Below are 20,127 nucleotides of genomic sequence, written 5' to 3' on the forward strand. Positions count from 1 at the left end.
GAAGGTGTTCGAATATTAAGAATAGCTATAAAGAGCCATCCAGCTTCACTAAAATGGCTGCATCCGGAAAAAAGAAAAAACCCCCTTTTTTCAAGGGGATTTTCTAAGGGCTGCTATTTTTCTGCTACCGCCAAAACGTTGTACAGTTTGCCTTATCCAGCATATTAAACTCGATCATTCTCTCCAGCAATGAGAAATCAACCGGACGATCCCACCGAATGCGGACAAGCTCCTTGGTGTGATCATAGCCGGCCTGGACGATTTCATCCGAAAATTGATGTATCCCTGCCTTTTCAGGGGCAACCGCCAAGTGAGGTTTGGCTACGCTAAAGCCAATGATAAATGTGCCGTGGTCGGTGAACATTGGCTGATTCCACGCCATTTTCGGCATCAGATTCGGAAATTTCTCAGCGACCCACCCCAAAACTTCTTCGGTTCTCGCCCGATGCTGCGGGTTATCGATTTTCGCTAAAAAATCTGCAAAAACCTCCATGTTGTATCCTCCTTCTATAAATGACGCCAGCTTATGTGGCGATCATGCATAAGCTATTCACTATCCACGATTTCTCTGTTATTCATGGATTCCGCTCTCTACGATCAGTACATTCAATTGCTAATATCCAAAAAAAGCATCCTTTTTGATATTCCGCTTGGACACATTCTTACTTTGCAAGTACGCAGTAACCGACTCTACCATGGACTTCGGTCCCGCAACCAAATACTTGCCATGTCCCTTATGCCGGGCGATGAACTTGTCGATTTCCTGATCTAAATCATTTCTTGAATCAAGATAAGATACCTGGATCGAAGGATGATTAGCGATTGCATCAAGTTCATCTTTATACAGATAGGACTTCTTGCTATCTAAATAGAGAAGGTGTATGGGTTTCAACTCACCATTCCCGGCTGCCGCCTGCTTTAAGATGGACCGAAAAGGCGTCATTCCGATTCCGGCCGCGATCAGGAGCGAGGGGCTCTCAGGATCCAAATGAAAGGACCCTACAGGACCGCCCATTTTCAAATGCATGCCTGGTTTTAATTCCAGCAGCGCCCTTTTGAAATCGCTTGGGTTGTCCCCGATGCGCGTTGTTATGTTAACAACGTTCTCTGTGGGAACAGAACTGATGCTGAATGGCTTTGTAGCATTCTTCATGGTTTTATGCGTAATGCTGAATAAACCGTATTGCCCTGCTTTCCATGTTAAATCGTGTCCTTTTTCGAATGAAAAAGTGTACACATCTTCCGATTCTTTGCTGCTCGCTATAAATATCAATTCCCGCTTTTGGAATATGGATAGAAAATCTTTAATAAAACCCATGATCTCACCCCTCGTTACATCAAGTATCTTCCCGTAATCGACTGCTCCGCTAGAGTGATCTGCGCCGGCGTGCCCTCGAACACCACTTGTCCGCCCTTGCTGCCTCCGTCCGGTCCCATGTCGATGATCCAGTCCGCTTGGCTGATCACCTCGAGGTTATGCTCGATGACAATTACCGTATTGCCTGCGTCCACAAGACGGTTCATGATCTCCAGCAGGTGGCCGATATCCGACATATGCAGACCGGTGGTCGGCTCGTCCATCACGTAAATGCTGCCTTTCTTATGCAGCTCGCTTGCCAGCTTGATGCGCTGGCACTCCCCGCCCGAGAGCGTGCTGAGCGGCTGGCCGAGCGTAATATAGTTCAATCCCACATCGCTCATGGCCTGAAGCTTGCGAACAACCTCTTTGAGTTCAAAAAAGTCCAGTGCCTGCTCCACCGTCATCTCCAGCACTTCGGCAATCGACTTGCCGTTCAGTTTGTACTCGAGTACCTCATCCTTGAAGCGTCTCCCCCCGCACACATCGCATGGCAGCTTTACGCTGTCGAGGAAGGAAAGGTCCGTATACAATACGCCAAGCCCTTGGCAGTTCTCGCAGGCTCCCTTCGAGTTGAAGCTGAACAAACCCTGGTTCACCTTGTTCGCCGAAGCAAATGCTTTACGAACATCATCCATTATGCCCGTGTACGTGGCTGGATTCGAGCGCGTGGATACGCCTACCGCCGATTGATCGATGACGATTGCATCCGGATGCTGGCTGAGAAATACTTCGTTGATCAGGGTGCTTTTGCCCGAGCCGGCGACACCCGTAACAACGGTCAGCACTCCGGTCGGAATATCGACGCTCACGTTCATTAGATTGTGCAGTGTGGCATCCTTGATGGGCAGCTTGCCGGATGGCTGCCTGCAGTCGTGCTTCAACTGGAGCGGCCGCTTCATATGGGTCCCTGTTAAAGTAGCAGACTCCAGAAGTCCGGAGTAGCTTCCCTCATATACGATGGTACCGCCGCGGCTGCCGGCGTAAGGCCCAACGTCGACGATATGGTCCGCCACCTTGATCACATCGGGATCATGCTCAACGACAATCACGGTGTTGCCCTTGTCGCGCAGCTTCTGAAGCAGTTCATTTAACCTGTGTACATCGCGGGGATGCAAGCCAACGCTGGGCTCGTCGAAGATGTAAGTGACATCCACGAGGCTGCCGCTCAGATGCTTGACCATTTTGACGCGCTGCGACTCGCCGCCCGATAAGGTATCCGTCTCGCGGTCCAGCGTCAAGTAATCCAAGCCGATATCCAGCAGATGCTGCAGACGCTCCGTTAACGATTTGATGATCGGTCCCGCGATCGGATCATCGATCTCGCGTATAACGCGGATCAGTTGGCCCACTTCCATGGCGGACATCTCCGCAATGTGGAGTCCATTGATTTTGCAGCTTAGCGCCGCTTGGCTGAGTCTTGCGCCAAGGCAGCTGGGGCACGGACCCTCCGTGATAAATGGCATCACGGCTTTCTGCGTGCGTTCGGACTTCGTTTTCACATCCTGCTTGATGTATTTGTTGGTGAACTTCTCAATGACGCCTTCCACCGTAATGTTCGTTGCCTTACCGGCGAAATCCATCTTCACTTTTCTTGCCTTGGCATACAGGAGATGCTCCAATTCCTCATCGGAATAATCGCTCAGCTTTTTGTCCGGATCAAAATCACCCGATTGCAGTATCATGTTCCACTCCCAGCCGTTCACCGAATAGTCCGGCAGCATCAACGCGCCTTCATTTAGCGACTTGGTCATGTCCACCGCCTTGCTCATGTCGACGCCAAGCTTGCGACCGATTCCGTTGCATTCCGGGCACATGCCTTGCGGATCGTTGAAGGAGAATAGATGCGCGGGTCCGATATGGGGCTGACCCACTCGGGAGAATAAAAGACGGAGAATGGGAGAAATATCGGTAATGGTGCCCATCGTGGAATGGGAGCCGCCGCCAAGCCGCTTCTGATCCACGATAACAGCCATGCTCAGATTCTCGATTGCGTCCGTATCCGGCTGGGGAACACGGGGCAGGAACGTACGAACGAACATGCTGAAGTTCTCATTCAGCAGCCGCGTGGATTCTGCGGCGATCGTATCGAAGACAATCGACGATTTGCCGGATCCGGATACACCGGTGAAGATCGTGATCTTCCGCTTGGGAATGCGCAGGGATACGTTCTTAAGATTGTTTTCCCTCGCACCCGAGAGCACGATATACTCCTGATTTGTTTCGCTCATGCATAACATCCTTCCGATATGGGTGATTTAAGCAATTTTTCAAATGAATCGTCCAAGACTTAAACCGGCTGCAAGCAGCATGCAGCCGGTTATATCGATGGGGGCCAGCAGGGTTCGATCAACGTCCTCTATTCATTTAGCGCTTGGGAGAGGAACGTAATATGGATGCGGTTAATCTGACAATGCCTTTTCAAGCTTGGCGACCCATGCACTCCATCCATGCTTAGCCCCCTCGAGCCCATGAACGTTGGAAAATCCGATTTGTTCGAGATGGAGGTTAACCTTTCCGCCTCCTAAATCCTGAAGCGTCAAGGTAACCGTATGTCTTTCCTCACCGGTGGCCCAGGTATAGGATAGAAGATTCGGCTCGTCCACGATAAGCACTTCGCCTTCAACAATCCCATCCCACCATTCTGATGGCTCATGGCGAAACTGAAATCGGTGCCCTACGACGGGTTTAAAATCATTTTCCGTGATCCACTTGGCAAGCTGGTTTGAATCCGTGATGGCTAACCACAGCTTCTCGATCGATGTCTTGAACGGAAAATCCATAGACAGTGTTAAGCTCATTCATCTTCCTCCTCTAATAGCTGGCTTAAACGCAGCATGTTGGCATTCCAGTACTTGTTGTAAAAAGCCACCCAATCTTGAACTTCTCGGAGTGGCGAGGCGTTAAGCCTGAAACGCGTTTCTCTGCCGACTTTTCGGTCATGTACCAGATCGGCTTCCTTAAGTATTGTTAAATGCTTGGACACCGCAGTACGGCCCATGGGAAACTGTGCCGTTAGCTCATGCAGCGGCAGCTCATCAGCTTCCGCCAACAGATGGATCAGCTGGCGCCTGGTCGGGTCTGCAATGGCGTTAAACACATCGCGAGACTGGTAGTTCTCGTTCACAACACCCTCTCCTCCATATTACTGCCGAGGGACAGCCGTTCATTTTCCATCCCTACAGAGTGCGGCCCTGCGGACGAGCGTTCGCGGGGCGAGTCCTTGCGAATCGAAGCAGAAAATAAACGGCAAACTTAAAGCCCTTATCCTGCCACGCGTCCATGAAATGGAGTTGTGTCCGTCTGATCAAAGTGTAACCCTATCATGGATAAGCTGTTCCTCGGTGCTGAATTTCTACTTTTTCGATATTTTCAATAATCGGACACCATTTAGTGACATTTTGATTATAGGTCACCATTTGGTGTCATGTCAATCCATCGGGCTCGGGATTTTTATGATCGGAAAAGTATAAAACGAGGCAGTGGAATTCGATTCCACTGCCTCGTTTACTTAGGTCAACCTAAAGCGGATCAGGTTGAGTGTGCCTTTTATTCGAGGGGGCAAACCAACCGAGAAGGGCGATCGCGACCAAGACCCCGTAGAAAACGACGGTCCAGCCTGTGCTGTGCGGGAAATGATGAGCCAACACGCCAATATCTTCATGGGCCAGGGTGATCACAGCGAGCTTGACGCCGACCCATGCCACGATGGCATATGCCGTGGTCTCCAGTGCCGGCCGTTGAGCAAGCAGCTTCACAAACCACGTGGCCGCGAATTTGATCAGGACAAGCCCTGCGATCCCGCCAAGCACGACAACCAGGAATTGTCCTCCGTCCATCCCGCCGAAATCCGGTAGCGGCGAATCCGGGAGGCCCAGTGCCAGAGCCACAGCAGCAAGAATGGAATCAATCGCAAACGCGAGATCCGCAACCGCAATCTTTCCAACGGTCGGCCAAAAGCCTTTTCCCGCGGCATCTTTCTTTATGTCCTCGCGAATATTTTTGTTTTCCTTGCCGAAACGGGCTTTGATGATGTGCTTTAATCCGAGGTATAGGAGATAAGCCGCTCCAATCGCCTGTATTTGCCAGACGTTCGCGATAAACGATATCGCAAACAGGGCGGCGAAGCGAAATACAAAGGCCATGATGATTCCGTAATTGATGGCTTTCTTCTTTTGTTCCTCCGGTAAGTGCTTCGCGATGACCGCCAGCACAAGGGCATTATCCGCCGATAATAAACCTTCCAAACCGATAAGAATCAGTAATGCCCAGGCATACTCCAACCAAAGTGATTCCAACGGTACTTCCCCTCTCTTATGTTAGAATGTTCAGGACCCATTTGTTGCTTTCAAGCTCCACGTTTCAGCTAATGAATTTTGATTGCACCGCTGCTCCCTGTCGTTATTACGTTGTCAAGTAATGTCTCGTTTCATTCATTAGGCATCATAATAAAAAAAATTGTATAGGTTATGCTATTTTGAAACAAAACGCTTCGCATTATTCGGCGGTCCATAACATCAAACCACATTTTGGGCTGATGGTAACATCACTTGATCGAACATGGATCGATATGCTCGGGGGTCAAATCAGGGCCGGGATCTGCTTCATTATAATAACTACACCCAATGGCTAATAACTACAGCCGGCCTTTGGGCCGGCTGCTGTACATCGATTGATATCATCAAAGGATACTGGAATCATGTTCTACAAAACCCATGGACCTCTCTCATTATGGTTATCTTTCACTAGCGCTTACTTGACAGTAGCGTTGAATCCTTGGGCTCTTTTGATTTCATTTTAATGCCCAACAGGATGAAGATGACATATATTACGATCGCAACCGAATCGACTACCGTGTCCGTTAATGACGAAACATTTTGAACTGCCGTTATGCCTAAAATGACCATCAGTCGTACGATCAGCAGCGATACAATCATCCATGCAACGGCCTGGATTTTCGATCCTTCGCCTTGGAATGCCATGCAAATGAACGCGATACCGAAGACCAGATTCTCCGCTGTGATGATATGCCAGACATACGTGAATATGATCTCGGAATCCAAGGCGATCTCGCTCGCGTGAAGTGTCGGCAGTACAGCGGATTGCCCGTTCCAAGCATGCGTAATGGCAAATAGTACGGCAAGGATACCGGCAATTAAATAATATGGATTCTTAATCTTCATGTCCAAGACATCCCTCCTCGGATATTCCATTCTCCTTCCTGCGAATCGTTTGGTAAATCTCGCGAACGAACGCTGCCAGCCGCCGGTCGCTTTCATGATTAAGGTCCCTTAGCGTTTCAGCTGCTAACTCAAGCAATTGACTGACCTTTTCCAGATGAGCAATCTTCTCGCGCGTTTCCGCATTCTTGGCATCAAGGAACGAAGCTACCTTCAGGCATTCTGCTGGGTCAACCTCCTCCATGCCGTGGAATCGAAACTTCCCCTTGATTTCGTTCAGCGACAAGTCAGCAAACTGTAGGATTTGAATATTCATCAAATCCATGAGGTCCCTCCTCGAATACCTGCGGTACCGATTGTCTTCCCGGGCCGGCGATACGATTCCAATTCGGTCATAGTAGCGAAGTGTATCCTTGGGAATTCCAAGGATCTGCGAAACTTCTTGTATTGAATATAATGGTTTCATGCATTCAAAATAACATTGGAGTAAACTCCAGTGTCAAGTCACTTTTTTACGAGTTCACCATTACCTTATGTCATATCTAATCTAGACTTACTAGTGCAACCATGATCAGAAGTACAAATAACTACGTGGAAAGGATTGTTGAGGATAAAAAAGACTGCCGGTACCTTTCACCGGGCAGTCTTTTGATTTCCAAGTAGTATGCTCTCCAACCTATTCGCTGGACAGTTCCTTGAGCGATTTGATTTTACCATGGGGATGCTGTTCTTGCTTACGCGACTTCCAGGCAGCTTCTTTCCTTCTCTTCTGGTGAGCCATGACAGATATCCTCCTTTGGAAACAGAGATGTATACTACCATCTTATATTGTCATTCCCCGGCTTGGTTCATTCATGAAAATAGGATGCACAACACCACGCGTTCTACTCGCGCGAAGCCCAAGACCTTCAAGGCATTGAGAAGCTCGAATCGAATTGCTCATCTCTCAATTCCTGCTTGGTCCTTTAAACGCATGTCCTACGCTGCTTGTTCCGTTTATAATGGAATAAGGACAACCCGCCGTTACCGGAAGAACGTATGCAACCCGCACTCGAATGAAAGGAGCAATCATGGACAACAAACAAATGCGCATGTTGAAAAAGCTGTATCACCATACCAATTACAACTATGACCGGGAGCGTGAGGTAAGCGTATATAATACAGAAACACTTACTGCGGCAAAGCAGGAGCTGCTGGAGGCCAGCAGATGGGTCGCAAACGATCCGCAGTATATTCGGCATGACGAAATCTTGGGCCGACTGATCGAGCTGCGTTCGAACGTTCGCTTGACCTGGTCCAGCATTGGCAATGCCTTTGTTGCAGGGGTGGGTGGAAGCTGGCCCCGAGGCATATCCACGCTGGCCAGTTATCACGCCATGATTCATGCACGCCCCCACGCTTACCAGGAACCCGAATGGCTTCGGGCTTGCAAGGTCTGTGGCTTCAGCCACAGCCATGAAGGATGGGACAATCTGTCTTACATACGTTACGAGATGCATTTGGGCAACAATTACAGCGGATCAAGCTTCGGCGCATACGTGGATATGGCCGAGTTGGTCGAACTGCTGGAGCAAGAGCCCGTTGAGGCAACGGACAATGACAAGCACGCCTTCAGACAGCTGCTGCAGAGCTTGGACCGGGCCGAGGCTGGCGAAACGCCAGGGCAGTATGAGAAGCGGTTAACCGGCGAAAAAATCTTGAAGGGTCACGCGGGCATTCGCCGTGGCATGCTCCAGGCGCTAGCTAGGGTGGGCGTGCTCCCCAACCGCATCCTGGAGCTCGCTCCGGACCGCTGGACGGACACAGCAACAATCATCCATGCCGAGTTTGCACTGGACAACACCAAGGGCCGTTCCGACATGGAGATGCCTTGGGCTGGCTGGCAAGGCAGCATGGGCGTCGATTGGAACAAAGCCCGCGCGATTTTCGGCGATTGGGTTTGAATGATCGAGACAGGAGGTTTCCTATTAATCGCTGCAGGAAACCTCCTTTTTGATCATGGCGACTTCTGTCCCGTATGATCCATCGATGATAAAACGGTTTGTGGCTTTTAGTTATTTAAAATAGGCATTTCACCCAGCAGTTTCTTCAAATAGATAGAATCCCATGGCAGATGCTCCGTGATCCCTAAACCCACGACATCGGTCTCTTCAGACAGTTCCTTCAGCAGATGAAGCAGCTGCGGCAATTGCATGGTTCCCTGTGGAGATAAATTGAAGGGTTCTTCAGGATTGGCGAACAGCAAAGACCTGAATGCCTTGGGATCAAGCACGTCCAGATCGAGGTGAATGGCCAGGTGCTTAATTCCGCGTTCTTTAATCCACGCTTTAATAGGCGCAGTACTGTTCTTCAACTCCTCGGTGCCAGCAGTTCGAATGCCCAGCCTCTGAATCATGTCTGTGTCCTGCTCCGCAAAACCGATGCCTAGCTTTTGGAATCCTTCCGAGATCACCTTGGCTTCTTGTTCGGTAGGCGTTGCTAATCCTGCAATAAAGACGTTCTCGGGTTTTAGAGGGATGTTCACATGTTTGGCAAACTCCTCATCCCCTTCTCCCAACAGATTCCCAAGCGGTACCGTATGCCCGTTGTCATAGCCTACATACCTCACCAAATCACTGTGAGCATCGATCCAGATTAAACCTAACTCTCCGTCGTATCGTTCGTTCAAATAGGCAAAAGGAGCTTGTTCGACCAAGCAATCACCGCCAAACATGACAATGCGATCCGGCTTATGTGCATGGATAAGATGATGAGCCGCCTTTAACTGTTCGAGCAGCTGTGTTCTGCCATTCATACCGTTCTCGTTTACAAGAGGCGTTCCATCATAGGTTTGGACGGGAACATGGATAAGGGGTTGATCATTATCCGGAGCCAGCCAAGCAAGCAGTTCGGCTCCAAAAGAGTAGTTGGGGTTGTTCCCCCCTTGCCATTGCGGCATTAACAGGCGTATCGTTTTCGTTTTTTTAGTCATGCTGTTGTCTCCTTTACTTCAAAGTAAGGTTAGTATAGACTGAGCACAAATAAAAAAGTAGTACGCACTTATTTGAAAGGTACTACCCGAAAGGATAGTGTAAATATGAGCATGGCTGAATTTAAAGGTAAAGTTAAGAATATTCAAGATACGCCTTTTGGTTATACGGTGTCCGTGATCGGCGGCAAATGGAAAATGGTCATTATCTACCTTCTTGCAGAAAACCAAACGGTCCGCTTCAATGATCTGAAGAGACAGATCGGCGCCATTACTTACAAAACATTGAGTTCGCAGCTTAAGGAATTGGAGGCGGATGGACTCGTGAAACGGAAAGAATACCCTCAAGTCCCCCCTAAAGTCGAGTATAGCCTCACGGATAAAGCGGTAACGCTATTACCCGTTTTGGAAGGGTTATGCGAATGGGGAGTAAAGAATCAATACGATTAAAATCGGAACGGCTGGCTCCTTGACTACGCTCCGCGAACGACCCGAAACCCTTGATCCGGGCCAAAGCCATTGGCATCGAATTTGCCTCGGAACGAGATCTCGTTGTTGCTGACGTCGCCGATCCAGCCGCCGCCCTTCACCACCCGAAAGATGCCGCTCTGGCTGTTCGAGTCGCCGTACCAGTCCCAGCACCACTCCCTAACGTTGCCTGACATATCGTATATGCCTAACTCGTTGGGCTTCTGGGTGCCGATCGATTTGGTTTGATTATGGTTGTTCTCGATGATGGGCCAGTTCCAATCTCCGGATAAGTACTGATCTCCGGCGTTTCTCCAATACCATGCAACCTCGTCGGCATTATGGCTTCCGCTGTATGCGTAACCCTTGCTCGCCTGGCCACCGCTTGCAGCATATTCCCACTCCGCTTCAGTAGGCAGCCGGTAGCCGTCAGCTCCCTCATTGATCGTTACGGTCCATTTGATATGATCATTATCATTCTTATTATTTGCGTCTTTTTCATCCTTGTGGATGTTGTAATACGGTTCGAATCCTTCCTGTATGCTTCTTCGATTGCAGTACTCCACAACGTCATACCAACTCACCATTTCAACCGGCAATTGATCCCCTACGAATTCCGAGGGATTGCTCCCCATGACTTCCTCCCACTCTTTTTGAGTGACCTCATATTTGCCGATATAAAAGCTCGATACCGACACGCTTTGTCCAGCGTAGTTGGACTTGTTGTTCTTAATAGGCCCACCTTCTACGAACACAAGATCTTCCTTCTTATCAGGTTTATCCTGCGAACAAGCACCGATCACAAGCATTGCTGCTATAAAAAGAAACAAGCATAGCTTTCTCATGGATAGATCTCCTTTAAGCTGATAGAAGAACCGATAGAACCGATAAGTCATGCCCCGGTTCGCAACTCGCCTCCGGCAACGTCGAAGGCCGCTGCTCAAACAGAGAACGGCCTGCAACGCATCCGGATAACGGATTGGTTAGGATGACGGCTTACTTATGATTGATGGTTGATTACCACACCGTTACGTTGGAGCTCCCGCTGCTTTGATAGCCCTCTGTCGCTAACACCTGGTAAGACCAGCTGCTTCCCAGATTCATTCCTTTGCTTGCCCATGCGTTCACGTGGTTGCTGAACGTGATGCTGGAGTTTACGCCTGTAGCTCTCTTCGATTGCCGAACGCTCCAATACTGGGCAAATGTTTGTGTGCCGTCAATCGAGGGCGCGTTGTATCGCATTTGACAGCGGTTACATAAAAATTAACAAATTAAATATGATGTATAGATTATCTTGGTAATTATAGTAAGTAATGGGTTACTCCGGATATTCAGTGATAACTTGCCTCTAACCTTGCCGATAACATAAACAAAAAAAGCCGCGTTTCCCGCGACTTATGCATACTTATATTTTGTCCCTATTCGATTGAGCTCGATTCTTCTTAATGCAGACTTGCCTAACACCTTACATATTTGCGTTTAAATCCGATCTTCCCTCTCTCGATCTCTTTTTGAATATTGTCGGAAGCCAGCAGGATGCTGCTCTTCTTCTTGTCCCTTTTGATTTCGACTGGGCCGACGGCCTTCGCGATTTCTACCGCCTTATCATGGCTTGGCAAATAAGAAACCCCTACGGTGTATATAAAATTGTTCATCGCGGATTTCGTTCGTTCAGGGGAGTCGTGGATCGTGTTTTTCACCTGTTCGAGCATGCTCTCGATCTTGACGGTATCAAATGCAGCGTCCGCACGATTACCCAAAAGCCAGCAGTAGCAGCTCCAGCCTGCCGACATTTTAAGCTCTTCACCGCTAGCGATCCACTTATCGGCAACTGTTTGAGCAATTTCTGTTTCGGCCAAAGTCACGGCAACCACATAATCTGACAGCATATAAAAATAGGCACGATCTATCCAACGATCGAAATCTGCTTCCGTCATGATCATGGGGTCTGCAATAATGCCGGCAAAATACATCGCATCATAGTTGCCGGTGGCGTAAAGCTGCTCTGTTAAAGGTTGATTTTTCTTGATTTTCTTTGCTAACGGCTTCATTGCGCCAGTAGCAACCCCAAAAAGCGGCTCGTGTGCACCATTGCTCATATAGGTTTTTTTAATCCGTTCCTTGCCGAGTGCCTCCAGTTCCTGCATAACCACGTCGAATTCCAATATAATCCACTTCCTTTTTTGTACAGTATTCATTAGTAAATCACGTAGATATCCGGGTAAGGATGGAAATATATTAATTACGAAAAATTATATCATAAGTCGGCTTGTGCAGCCTTACAACCAAAGTTAACCATGATGCGTCCTTTCTCTTTGAACCCCCCCCCGCTTCTCCTTATGGTGGACTGAGCCCATCTTCATTGACAGGTATAGCCGTCAATGCTAGAATTCAACGTATCATTGATGAGGAGGCTTGTGATCTATGTTACATTCCATGCGGATAAGATAAGCTGGCCATAAAAAGCGGATTTTCCAACCACGAATGTGGGCTTTTTTTGAGCTGCTTATTTCCTGCGTGTGTAGACATGGATTGCGACACGGTTAGCTTTTTTGCTATGCCTTTGTATCGCCATCTTCTCTCGTTATTCATGCAGATTTAAGCCCCATTGTGGACTCGAATCTGTATTTTTTATTGCCAAAAAACAGCCGGACAATAAAAAATACAGGGAGAATGGACATGATACAACAAAATTGGAAGCGAAATTTCTTTACGATCTGGGCAGGTCAGGCGGTTTCACTAATTACGAGCGCCGTCCTTCAAATGGCTATCATTTGGCACCTAACCGAGACTACAGGATCAGCTATGGTGCTTTCCATGGCAACCATGGTAGGTTTTTTGCCTCAAGCCGTTTTGGGAACCATGATCGGTGTTTTGGTTGACCGATGGAATCGGAAATTGGTTATGATCGGTGCAGACCTTATGGTAGCAGCCGCTGGTGCTGCCTTGGCCATGGTCGCATTCTTCATCGATCTACCAGTATGGGTCGTAATGATCGTGTTATTTGTCCGTAGTATCGGAACGGCTTTTCACACGCCTGCTTTGAGTGCCGTAACGCCTTTGCTGGTACCGGAAGATCAATTAACGAAATGCGCTGGGTACAGCCAATCGGTACAATCTGTGAGTTATATTCTAAGCCCAGCTATTGGAGCTTTCCTATATGCAACATGGGAATTAAACGCCATTATTGCCATGGATGTATTAGGTGCATTGATTGCCAGCTCCACCGTGGCCATGGTTGCTATCCCGACGCAAGTTACGGCGGTCGAAGATGTTAAAGGTAAATTTTTCGAGGAAGTAAAAGAAGGATTTCGTATTTTCCGGGAATCCAAGGGGTTGTTTGCATTGCTCTGGATTGGTGCGCTGTATATGTTTGTCTTTATGCCAATCAACGCATTGTTTCCCTTAATGAGCATGAGCTATTTCGGCGGGACGGCAACCCACGCTTCGATCGTAGAAATCGTCTTTGCTCTTGGAATGTTGATTGGCAGCTTGTTGCTTAGTGTTTGGGGCGGCTTCAAGAACCGAGCGATGAGCATCATTTTTTCCATATCGTTGATGGGAATTGCTTTGTTCATTTCCGGCCTGCTGCCGATCCACGGCTTCCTGATCTTCGTTCTGTGCAGCGCATTGATGGGCTTTTCAAGCCCGTTTTACAATGGTGTACAGATGGCCCTGATTCAAGAGAAAATTCAACCTGAGTATTTAGGGCGTGTATTCGGCTTATTGGGCAGCATGATGTCCTTCGCCATGCCGATCGGATTAATCGTGTCGGGTATATTTGCTGATCGAATTGGAATTCATACGTGGTTTATGTTATCTGGGCTATGCATCATAGGAATTGCAGTTCTATGCGTGCTGCTTCCATCTATCCGAAATTTAGACAAATAAATATGAAATGAGGCAAATTCTTATGAGATCCATCCATTGGTTCTTCTTTATTTAAACCTCTCTTCTTTAATCGCAGGCGATCCTGCGAACAGAAACTGCGATTTTTGAAGGAGGAATCCATATGGGATTTTTGATAAAAGCAAAAGATATGGTTGTGGAATATTCGGGGCGCGATGTACTGGACATTGATGGACTGGAGCTTTACGACTATGACCGAATCGGTCTCGTAGGCGCGAACGGAGCAGGTAAAAGCACACTGCTAAAAGCCTTGCTGGGGGAAATTCCTTTGTCCCAAGGTACTGTCATTCGGGAAGGCAACTTCCGTTATATTCCCCAATTGGATGATGTCATTGTACAGGAGATTCAAGATTACGCTTTAATCGGCAAGCTGGGAATTGAGAGCTGTGAAGCGGAATATATGAGCGGCGGTGAAGAAACACGGCTAAAAATAGCACAGGCCCTCTCCGGAGAGGTGCACGGAATTTTTGCCGATGAACCGACGAGCCACCTGGATCGGGATGGCATAGACTTTCTGGTCCACCAGCTTAAATATTACTCCGGCGCCTTACTCATCATCAGTCACGACCGTTATTTCCTTGACCAGGTCGTCGACAAGATCTGGGAGTTGAATGAGGGGAAAATCACGGAGTACTGGGGCGGTTATTCCGATTACCTGCGCCATAAGGAAGAGGAGCGGCATAGTCAGGCTGCAAAATATAAGCAATTTACTGCGGAACGGGAGCGGCTGGAGAAAGCCATTACCGAAAAGCTTAGCCAGGCTCGAAAAGTGGATCAAAAGGCTAAGGGCGCTTCACGAAAAAACAGCTCCGAAGGCGGCGGCCGCCTGGCTCATCAAAAATCGACGGGCAGCAAACAGAAAAAGCTCCATAATGCCGCTAAAAATATGGAGCATCGAATCGAGGCACTTGGTGAGGTGAAACCTCCTGAAGCCATGCGATCCATTCGTTTTCGGCAAAGCAAAGCTTTGGAGCTTCATCATCCGTTTCCGATTACAGGGAAAGACATTTGCAAACAGTTTGAGGGCAAGGAAATTTTCGAGGAGGCCACCTTCCAGTTTCCATTGGGCGCCAAGATCGCGGTCACCGGCGCGAATGGATCCGGGAAAACGACGCTTTTCAAAATGATACTCCATCGTGAGCATGGTATTTCCGTATCCCCTAAAGCGGAAATCGGCTATTTTGCCCAAACGGGTTACAAATTTGACCGTGATCAAGGGGTTATGGAGTTCATGTTGGAAGACAGTGATTATGAAGTGCCGGACATCCGAGCCGTTCTGGCATCGATGGGATTTTCTCAACAGGACGTAAGAAAGTCTTTATCCGTGTTGAGCGGCGGAGAAATCATGAAATTGCAGCTTGCCAAAATGCTGTTAGGACGGTACAACATCCTGCTGATGGATGAACCCAGCAATTTTCTGGATCTTCCTGCGGTGGAAGCGCTGGAACAATTGATGAAGCACTATGCGGGAACGATCATATTCATATCGCACGATGTCCGTTTGATCGAGAATGTAGCCGATACCGTATATGTAATCGAGGACAAAAAAATCATTCAGAGGGCTTAATCACCGTTCGGGTCTTCAAGCGGATGATAGGGTATGTTGTTTCGCTGTGTAAACCGTTTGGCTTAGGGCAGCCTTTTATGGCGGGCCCTAAGCCTTTTTGCGTTTAATTAGGATGCTCCATTTTTATTCCAGCTGGTCTTCGTCCATTCGATATTCTAAAATATCTCCGGGCTGACATTCCAAAGCCTTGCAAATCGCCTCTAAAGTCGATAATCGAATCGCTTTTGCCTTTCCGTTCTTCAATATGGAGAGATTGGCCATCGTGATTCCAACCTTCTCCGAAAGCTCCGTAACGCTCATTTTTCGTTTAGCCAGCATCACATCGATATTGATTATTATGGCCATGTCGTTTCACCTCAGATTATTAAGTCGTTTTCCGATTTGATATCGATAGCTTCTTGTAACAGTCTTTGAAGGACGGCGGCAAAAACGGCAATCACCATGGAGGCGAAAATCAAGACCAATCCGATCAAGATGATGCCCGGGGCATCGTCTTTCTCCGCGACAAGATAGAATAGCGGCAGGCCAACCACGAACAAGCTGCTGATTGTGATTGCACAGTATTTTATAATTTTTAAAGCTCGTACAGACCATTCCGAGAACGCCTTGTTCTTATCAATATAACTTAAAAGCTTAAAGGCTTGATACAGCGCATAGTAAAACGGGATCGCCGCGGCATAAAAATCGATGAATACGAGATATTTAATATAACTCATATCCGGATACAGCTCGGCAGCAAAATTCGCGATCTCCGGCACCAAAAAGATGCACAAAGCAAGAATCGGAATACCGATAAGAATAACAGCCACCTTTAAAAAGAGCGTTGAAACTTGTTTCATCAAGAGCACCTCACTTCGATATTTTCATTTTTGACTTTAACATATAATTTATCGATTTACAATAAATCATTATTGTTTTTAATTATATTATTGCTGTTACACGATTTTATTCTGCAAAAGAAAAAAAAGCATTCTTCATTAAGAAGAATGCTTTCATCCACAAGATGTTACCGGAACAGGGATTCAAAGACGCCTGAAGCGAAATCGCTCACGATTTTATACTCCTTGCCGTATCTTTTATGCTTGCTCGAATGGTTATAAATCCGTATATGGTCTGGACTATAAACGACTATTGTAAAGGTCGGGCCGTATTCGGTACTCAACCGGATCTCATATTCGTCGCCGCTGTGATCCCTTACGCTGTTCTTACGCAGTTTGAGTTCCGAGAAGCCGTTCACGATGCGATCAATCTCCGCTTGATCCGTCATTTTCATCTGCTGCTCGTTCGGGCGGTTCCGGTTTCTTACAATGTCCAGCTCACGGATCGAGCCGGAATCCTTCAGCTGATCAAGGACCAACTCCTTGAACGAGGTGCGGTTTTGACTTGCCGAATATGCCGTCGCGCTAAGCAGGATCAGGACGCAAATTGCCAAAAAGACATACCAAAAGCGCTTGCTCATCCGCATCTCCTCCCTCGTGGTAAGTCATTAAATGACAAGATTGTTTTCGAGTGTCTCGGCAGCTTCTTCCATAACTATACCAAAATACTAGGCATATCGTTAGGCAAAACGACTCTAAAAAATGGCTCATGATAAGCAGTTGTTGAACCCGTGCGTTTCATTGCGATGCCTCATGCCGAGTTGCAATACCATTGTGGTGCTCTATAGGAAAAAACAAAATAACAGACGGAGGGAAGTCGTAAGACTTCGCCCCCGCCTGTTAGAAGATGTGAATTGCACTCCTGCAACCGAAATAAATAGCCGTATCTCCAGTTAAAAGCATGATCTGTCGAAGTATCAATTTACTCCGGCGTTCCTTGGGTCACGCCATGGATATAGGTGAGCCAAGGGGTATCCAAGGCTCCTTGTCCCGGGTTATAGGTGAAAAAGTACTCGACGGTGTCCCCTTGCTTCAGATTGTTTACAGGGTAAGTATAGTTGCCGTTCCCCGTTGGGGTCATGGCTACGTTCAGCTGCCCGCCGTTATTGATCTTGTAATGCAGATCGGCAAAGGTAGCGCCGTTGATATAGAACAGCAGGTCATTGCCGATTTTTTTCAGTCCCCTCACCTCATCGCCGATGACAATCACGGTGGATGGCGCCGGTACCACCGTGATCGTGGAAGAAGCGGTTTTCTGGCCGTCGACGGTCGTAGCCGTAACGGTTGCCGTACCCGGAGCGAGCCCCGTCACGACGCCTTCCTGGCTCACAGAGGCAGCACTCGCACCCGAAACGGTCCAAGTCACCTGCTTATTCGTTGCATTGGAGGGCGCTATGCCGGCGTTTAACTGAAGACTCTGACCCACTTCCACCTGTGCGGTGGTTGGATTCAGCGTGACGCCGGTAACCGGCACATTTCCGGGATTTCCGCTGCCATTTTCTTTATAAACCCGCACATAATCGACCTGCATCGTAGCAGGAATATCGGACGGATTCGGGGAAATGCCGCCGTCAAAATTTCCGCCCAGCGCCAGATTCATGATGAGGTAGAAAGGCTGATCGAAAGGTGCGTTCGGATTGTTTGGCGCGGCCAAGGAGTACCATTGTTCATTCGTCACTTTGAAGAAAAACTTGCCATCCACATACCATTTGATGTTGTCCTCTTCCCATACGACGGAATAGACATGATAATCATTGTTGATGTTCTGCCCTTCCGGAAAATGGTATTCCCCAGAAATATGTTGGTTCGCCGGCCATGTTCCACCGAAGTGTACGGCACCGCTCGTCGAACCAGGCAATCTCCCTCTTGCTTCCATCACGTCGATTTCGCCGGATGCTGCCCATGTTCCGTAAGGGCTGTCTTGCGGCAGCATCCATAGTGCCGGCCATACGCCATTGCCTGTCGGCAGTTTGGCACGGAAGTCGACTCGTCCGTACTTCAAGGTAAAATGATTCTTCGTGTTAATCTTACCGGAGGAATATTGGGCATACCGGTTTGGATCCTGCGGAAAAGACTTAGGATCATTCAATGCGCGGATGTTCAGCTTCCCGTCCTGCACGAACACATTTTGCGCACTATCGGTATAATGCTGCAGCTCCGCATTGCCCCAGCCCCAGGTGTTAGGATCATCATTAAGATAATAACCTTGTTCATAGTTCCATTTGCTTGTGTCCAATGTCGTGCCACTAAATTCATCCTGCCAAATGAGATTCATGCCTTGGATGGCCGGGTCGCTTGGTGTCCCGATCGCAATATCCTCTTGGTCGCTTACATCCGGACGAGGAGCATCCGGATTGCCGATCAACGTGTAGTTGACGTAATTGCTGCCCACGCTGCCTCCCTTTTGTCCGTTCAGTGGATAGCCGATCCGGATCTGCATATCTTCCTGGATGGGCTGAAACCACAGGCCATAAATATAATCGGCCCAATATCCCCATTGATTCGCATCGGACATGTTGTTATAACCATTGGCAGCGTATGTAAATCCGCTCTGGCCGGAATTCCCCAGCTCAACCCACTGCCCGTTGATGTTAATCTGGTATACGAAATTATCAAGCTCCTTGCCTATCGGCGCTCCCCCGTCAATCTTAGGCAGCGGAATGCCGATAGAACCGTTAGCATCTGCCGTAAAGGTCGTTCCCTCATAAGGCGTAATGACATACGAATTTCGTACGGCTTCATTAAAAGTGATGGTATACACGACGTTAACTCCGGACGTTTTCGATTCCAATTTGACGTGGATCGACTCCGTTACGGTAAACCAATACCCGCCGCCTCCGTCCGTGAATTGTCCGAAGTTTTGGTCATAGATCCAGCCGCTTGCAGCGTTGTTGTCGATGTCAATCCAAGCACTGCTGTTAACAGGCTTCACATACACCTTCAAATCATCAGCGACGGCTGCATAGGTCACGGCCGGATCGTTATTGAACGTAGGGTAGGTAAAACCGGCGCCCCCCGTAAAGCTTGCAGTAATCTGCGGCCCTTGGGTCGGCGTCATGGCCGTGATCGTGGTTTTGTTAATGTTCTGAAACACCAGCCTGTAATCCAGGGTAACCCCATTCGCTTTCGAGTACAGCTGAATCTCCGTCGTTGCAGAAAGCGTGAACCAATAACCTGTAAATCCTCCGTCGCTCCAATGTCCCCAATTCTGATTATAAATAAAGCTGCTCACACTATCGATATCGACCCAGCTGCCGCCCACTTTCACTTTGACGCCCACGTCTTGGGCTACATCATTCCAAGTAGCTGCGCCTCCGTTGAATATGGGCATAACAAAGCCATAGCTGGCCTGTCCGACTCCTGTTTTGGAGATGACCGGTCCGTCAGCCGCCGAAAAGTAATCCATCGAGGTCACCGTAGTATCTGCTGCCTCGACCTTCGAAGCTGGCCATAATCCGACACTAGCCAGCATGACAACCGCGAAGAACAAACTCAATCCCTTTTGCAAGTACCGCCTTTCCGTCGCGTAAGATCTCTTCATGAATACCCTCCCTTGTTCATATTGTGTGCTCTCAGCAATAGCACCTGCAGGAAAACGCTTACAGCTGAGGACGTCTTCATTCTATCGAATTCCTAATCTGATGAATAGGTTCCATATTTAGGGTAAGGTCTCAATATTTTGGATAACCCAAATGCAAAGACTTGGCTACTGTCAGAAATTCGCGAATCATGGTGCGTAGAGTTATTTTCCATACGACAATGAACAGAAGGCTGCCTCTTCGGCAGCCTTCTGTCTTTTG

The 20,127-nt window shown here is 48.2% G+C and carries 20 protein-coding genes and 1 pseudogene; 4 read left to right on the forward strand and 17 right to left on the reverse strand.

Features of this window, described 5'->3' with window-relative positions:
- Positions 1–124: 124 nt before the first annotated feature.
- The 9 genes from MHH82_RS17880 to MHH82_RS17920 all read right to left on the reverse strand — a co-directional run bounded on the left by MHH82_RS17880 (position 125) and on the right by MHH82_RS17920 (position 7,318).
- The gene (locus MHH82_RS17880) at positions 125–493 is read right to left on the reverse strand and encodes an iron chaperone (RefSeq protein ID WP_145038230.1); all 369 of its coding nucleotides are present in this window, start codon (positions 491–493) and stop codon (positions 125–127) included.
- A gap of 120 nt (positions 494–613) precedes the next feature.
- Positions 614–1,318 (reverse strand): FAD-dependent oxidoreductase, encoded by a 705-nt coding sequence (locus MHH82_RS17885; RefSeq protein ID WP_251496544.1) that lies wholly within the window; start codon positions 1,316–1,318, stop codon positions 614–616.
- Between the two features lie 14 nt (positions 1,319–1,332).
- Positions 1,333–3,588 carry an excinuclease ABC subunit UvrA gene (locus tag MHH82_RS17890; protein WP_340967112.1) on the reverse strand — a complete coding sequence of 752 codons (2,256 nt, stop codon included), beginning with the start codon at positions 3,586–3,588 and terminating at the stop codon, positions 1,333–1,335.
- A 171-nt stretch (positions 3,589–3,759) separates the two neighbouring features.
- Positions 3,760–4,158 (reverse strand): SRPBCC family protein, encoded by a 399-nt coding sequence (locus MHH82_RS17895; RefSeq protein WP_340967114.1) that lies wholly within the window; start codon positions 4,156–4,158, stop codon positions 3,760–3,762.
- Entirely contained in the window at positions 4,155–4,484 is a 330-nt protein-coding gene (locus MHH82_RS17900) for an ArsR/SmtB family transcription factor (protein WP_009592507.1), read from the reverse strand. Before MHH82_RS17900 ends, MHH82_RS17895 begins: the two co-directional genes overlap by 4 nt.
- 394 nt (positions 4,485–4,878) lie before the next feature.
- Positions 4,879–5,655, reverse strand: a complete 777-nt coding sequence (locus tag MHH82_RS17905) for a TerC family protein (RefSeq protein WP_009592465.1) — start codon at positions 5,653–5,655, stop codon at positions 4,879–4,881.
- Positions 5,656–6,102: 447 nt separating this feature from the next.
- Entirely contained in the window at positions 6,103–6,540 is a 438-nt protein-coding gene (locus MHH82_RS17910; protein WP_340967116.1) for a hypothetical protein, read from the reverse strand.
- The gene (locus MHH82_RS17915; protein ID WP_340967118.1) at positions 6,530–7,003 is read right to left on the reverse strand and encodes a MerR family transcriptional regulator; all 474 of its coding nucleotides are present in this window, start codon (positions 7,001–7,003) and stop codon (positions 6,530–6,532) included. Before MHH82_RS17915 ends, MHH82_RS17910 begins: the two co-directional genes overlap by 11 nt.
- 210 nt (positions 7,004–7,213) lie before the next feature.
- The gene (locus MHH82_RS17920; RefSeq protein ID WP_015735743.1) at positions 7,214–7,318 is read right to left on the reverse strand and encodes a DUF6254 family protein; all 105 of its coding nucleotides are present in this window, start codon (positions 7,316–7,318) and stop codon (positions 7,214–7,216) included.
- Positions 7,319–7,607: 289 nt separating this feature from the next.
- Between MHH82_RS17920 and MHH82_RS17925 the strand changes: the two genes are divergently transcribed.
- Positions 7,608–8,480, forward strand: coding sequence for a hypothetical protein (locus MHH82_RS17925; RefSeq protein WP_340967119.1), 873 nt, complete (start codon positions 7,608–7,610; stop codon positions 8,478–8,480).
- A 107-nt stretch (positions 8,481–8,587) separates the two neighbouring features.
- Here the strand turns inward: MHH82_RS17925 and MHH82_RS17930 are convergent, their stop codons facing one another.
- Positions 8,588–9,508, reverse strand: coding sequence for an arginase family protein (locus MHH82_RS17930; RefSeq protein ID WP_251496556.1), 921 nt, complete (start codon positions 9,506–9,508; stop codon positions 8,588–8,590).
- A 105-nt stretch (positions 9,509–9,613) separates the two neighbouring features.
- On the opposite strand from MHH82_RS17930, the gene MHH82_RS17935 reads away from it, so the two are divergent.
- Positions 9,614–9,955 (forward strand): winged helix-turn-helix transcriptional regulator, encoded by a 342-nt coding sequence (locus MHH82_RS17935; RefSeq protein WP_015735746.1) that lies wholly within the window; start codon positions 9,614–9,616, stop codon positions 9,953–9,955.
- A 23-nt stretch (positions 9,956–9,978) separates the two neighbouring features.
- Here the strand turns inward: MHH82_RS17935 and MHH82_RS17940 are convergent, their stop codons facing one another.
- From MHH82_RS17940 to MHH82_RS17950, 3 genes and pseudogenes are all read right to left on the reverse strand, one after another.
- Positions 9,979–10,818, reverse strand: coding sequence for a formylglycine-generating enzyme family protein (locus tag MHH82_RS17940; RefSeq protein WP_340967121.1), 840 nt, complete (start codon positions 10,816–10,818; stop codon positions 9,979–9,981).
- 172 nt (positions 10,819–10,990) lie between these two features.
- Positions 10,991–11,212: pseudogene (locus MHH82_RS17945) on the reverse strand (glycoside hydrolase family 11 protein); the annotation flags it as partial.
- A gap of 218 nt (positions 11,213–11,430) precedes the next feature.
- Positions 11,431–12,120, reverse strand: coding sequence for a DNA alkylation repair protein (locus MHH82_RS17950; RefSeq protein WP_445661994.1), 690 nt, complete (start codon positions 12,118–12,120; stop codon positions 11,431–11,433).
- A gap of 532 nt (positions 12,121–12,652) precedes the next feature.
- On the opposite strand from MHH82_RS17950, the gene MHH82_RS17955 reads away from it, so the two are divergent.
- Both MHH82_RS17955 and MHH82_RS17960 read left to right on the forward strand, forming a co-directional pair.
- Positions 12,653–13,864 carry an MFS transporter gene (locus MHH82_RS17955; RefSeq protein ID WP_251496564.1) on the forward strand — a complete coding sequence of 404 codons (1,212 nt, stop codon included), beginning with the start codon at positions 12,653–12,655 and terminating at the stop codon, positions 13,862–13,864.
- A 121-nt stretch (positions 13,865–13,985) separates the two neighbouring features.
- Positions 13,986–15,449: an Msr family ABC-F type ribosomal protection protein gene (locus MHH82_RS17960; protein WP_340967125.1), complete on the forward strand. Its 1,464-nt coding sequence runs from the start codon at positions 13,986–13,988 to the stop codon at positions 15,447–15,449.
- Between the two features lie 123 nt (positions 15,450–15,572).
- Here MHH82_RS17960 and MHH82_RS17965 read toward each other — a convergent pair whose 3' ends face one another.
- From MHH82_RS17965 to MHH82_RS17980, 4 genes are all read right to left on the reverse strand, one after another.
- Positions 15,573–15,794, reverse strand: coding sequence for a helix-turn-helix domain-containing protein (locus MHH82_RS17965; protein ID WP_015735752.1), 222 nt, complete (start codon positions 15,792–15,794; stop codon positions 15,573–15,575).
- Between the two features lie 11 nt (positions 15,795–15,805).
- On the reverse strand, positions 15,806–16,288 hold the full coding sequence (locus MHH82_RS17970) for a DUF2975 domain-containing protein (RefSeq protein ID WP_015735753.1): 483 nt from the start codon (positions 16,286–16,288) through the stop codon (positions 15,806–15,808).
- A gap of 167 nt (positions 16,289–16,455) precedes the next feature.
- Complete coding sequence (locus MHH82_RS17975) at positions 16,456–16,908, reverse strand: hypothetical protein (RefSeq protein ID WP_340967130.1); 453 nt, start codon at positions 16,906–16,908, stop codon at positions 16,456–16,458.
- Between the two features lie 341 nt (positions 16,909–17,249).
- On the reverse strand, positions 17,250–19,868 hold the full coding sequence (locus MHH82_RS17980; RefSeq protein ID WP_340967132.1) for a family 16 glycosylhydrolase: 2,619 nt from the start codon (positions 19,866–19,868) through the stop codon (positions 17,250–17,252).
- Positions 19,869–20,127 lie beyond the last annotated feature (259 nt).

It is taken from the genome of Bacillus sp. FSL K6-6540, from assembly GCF_038007545.1.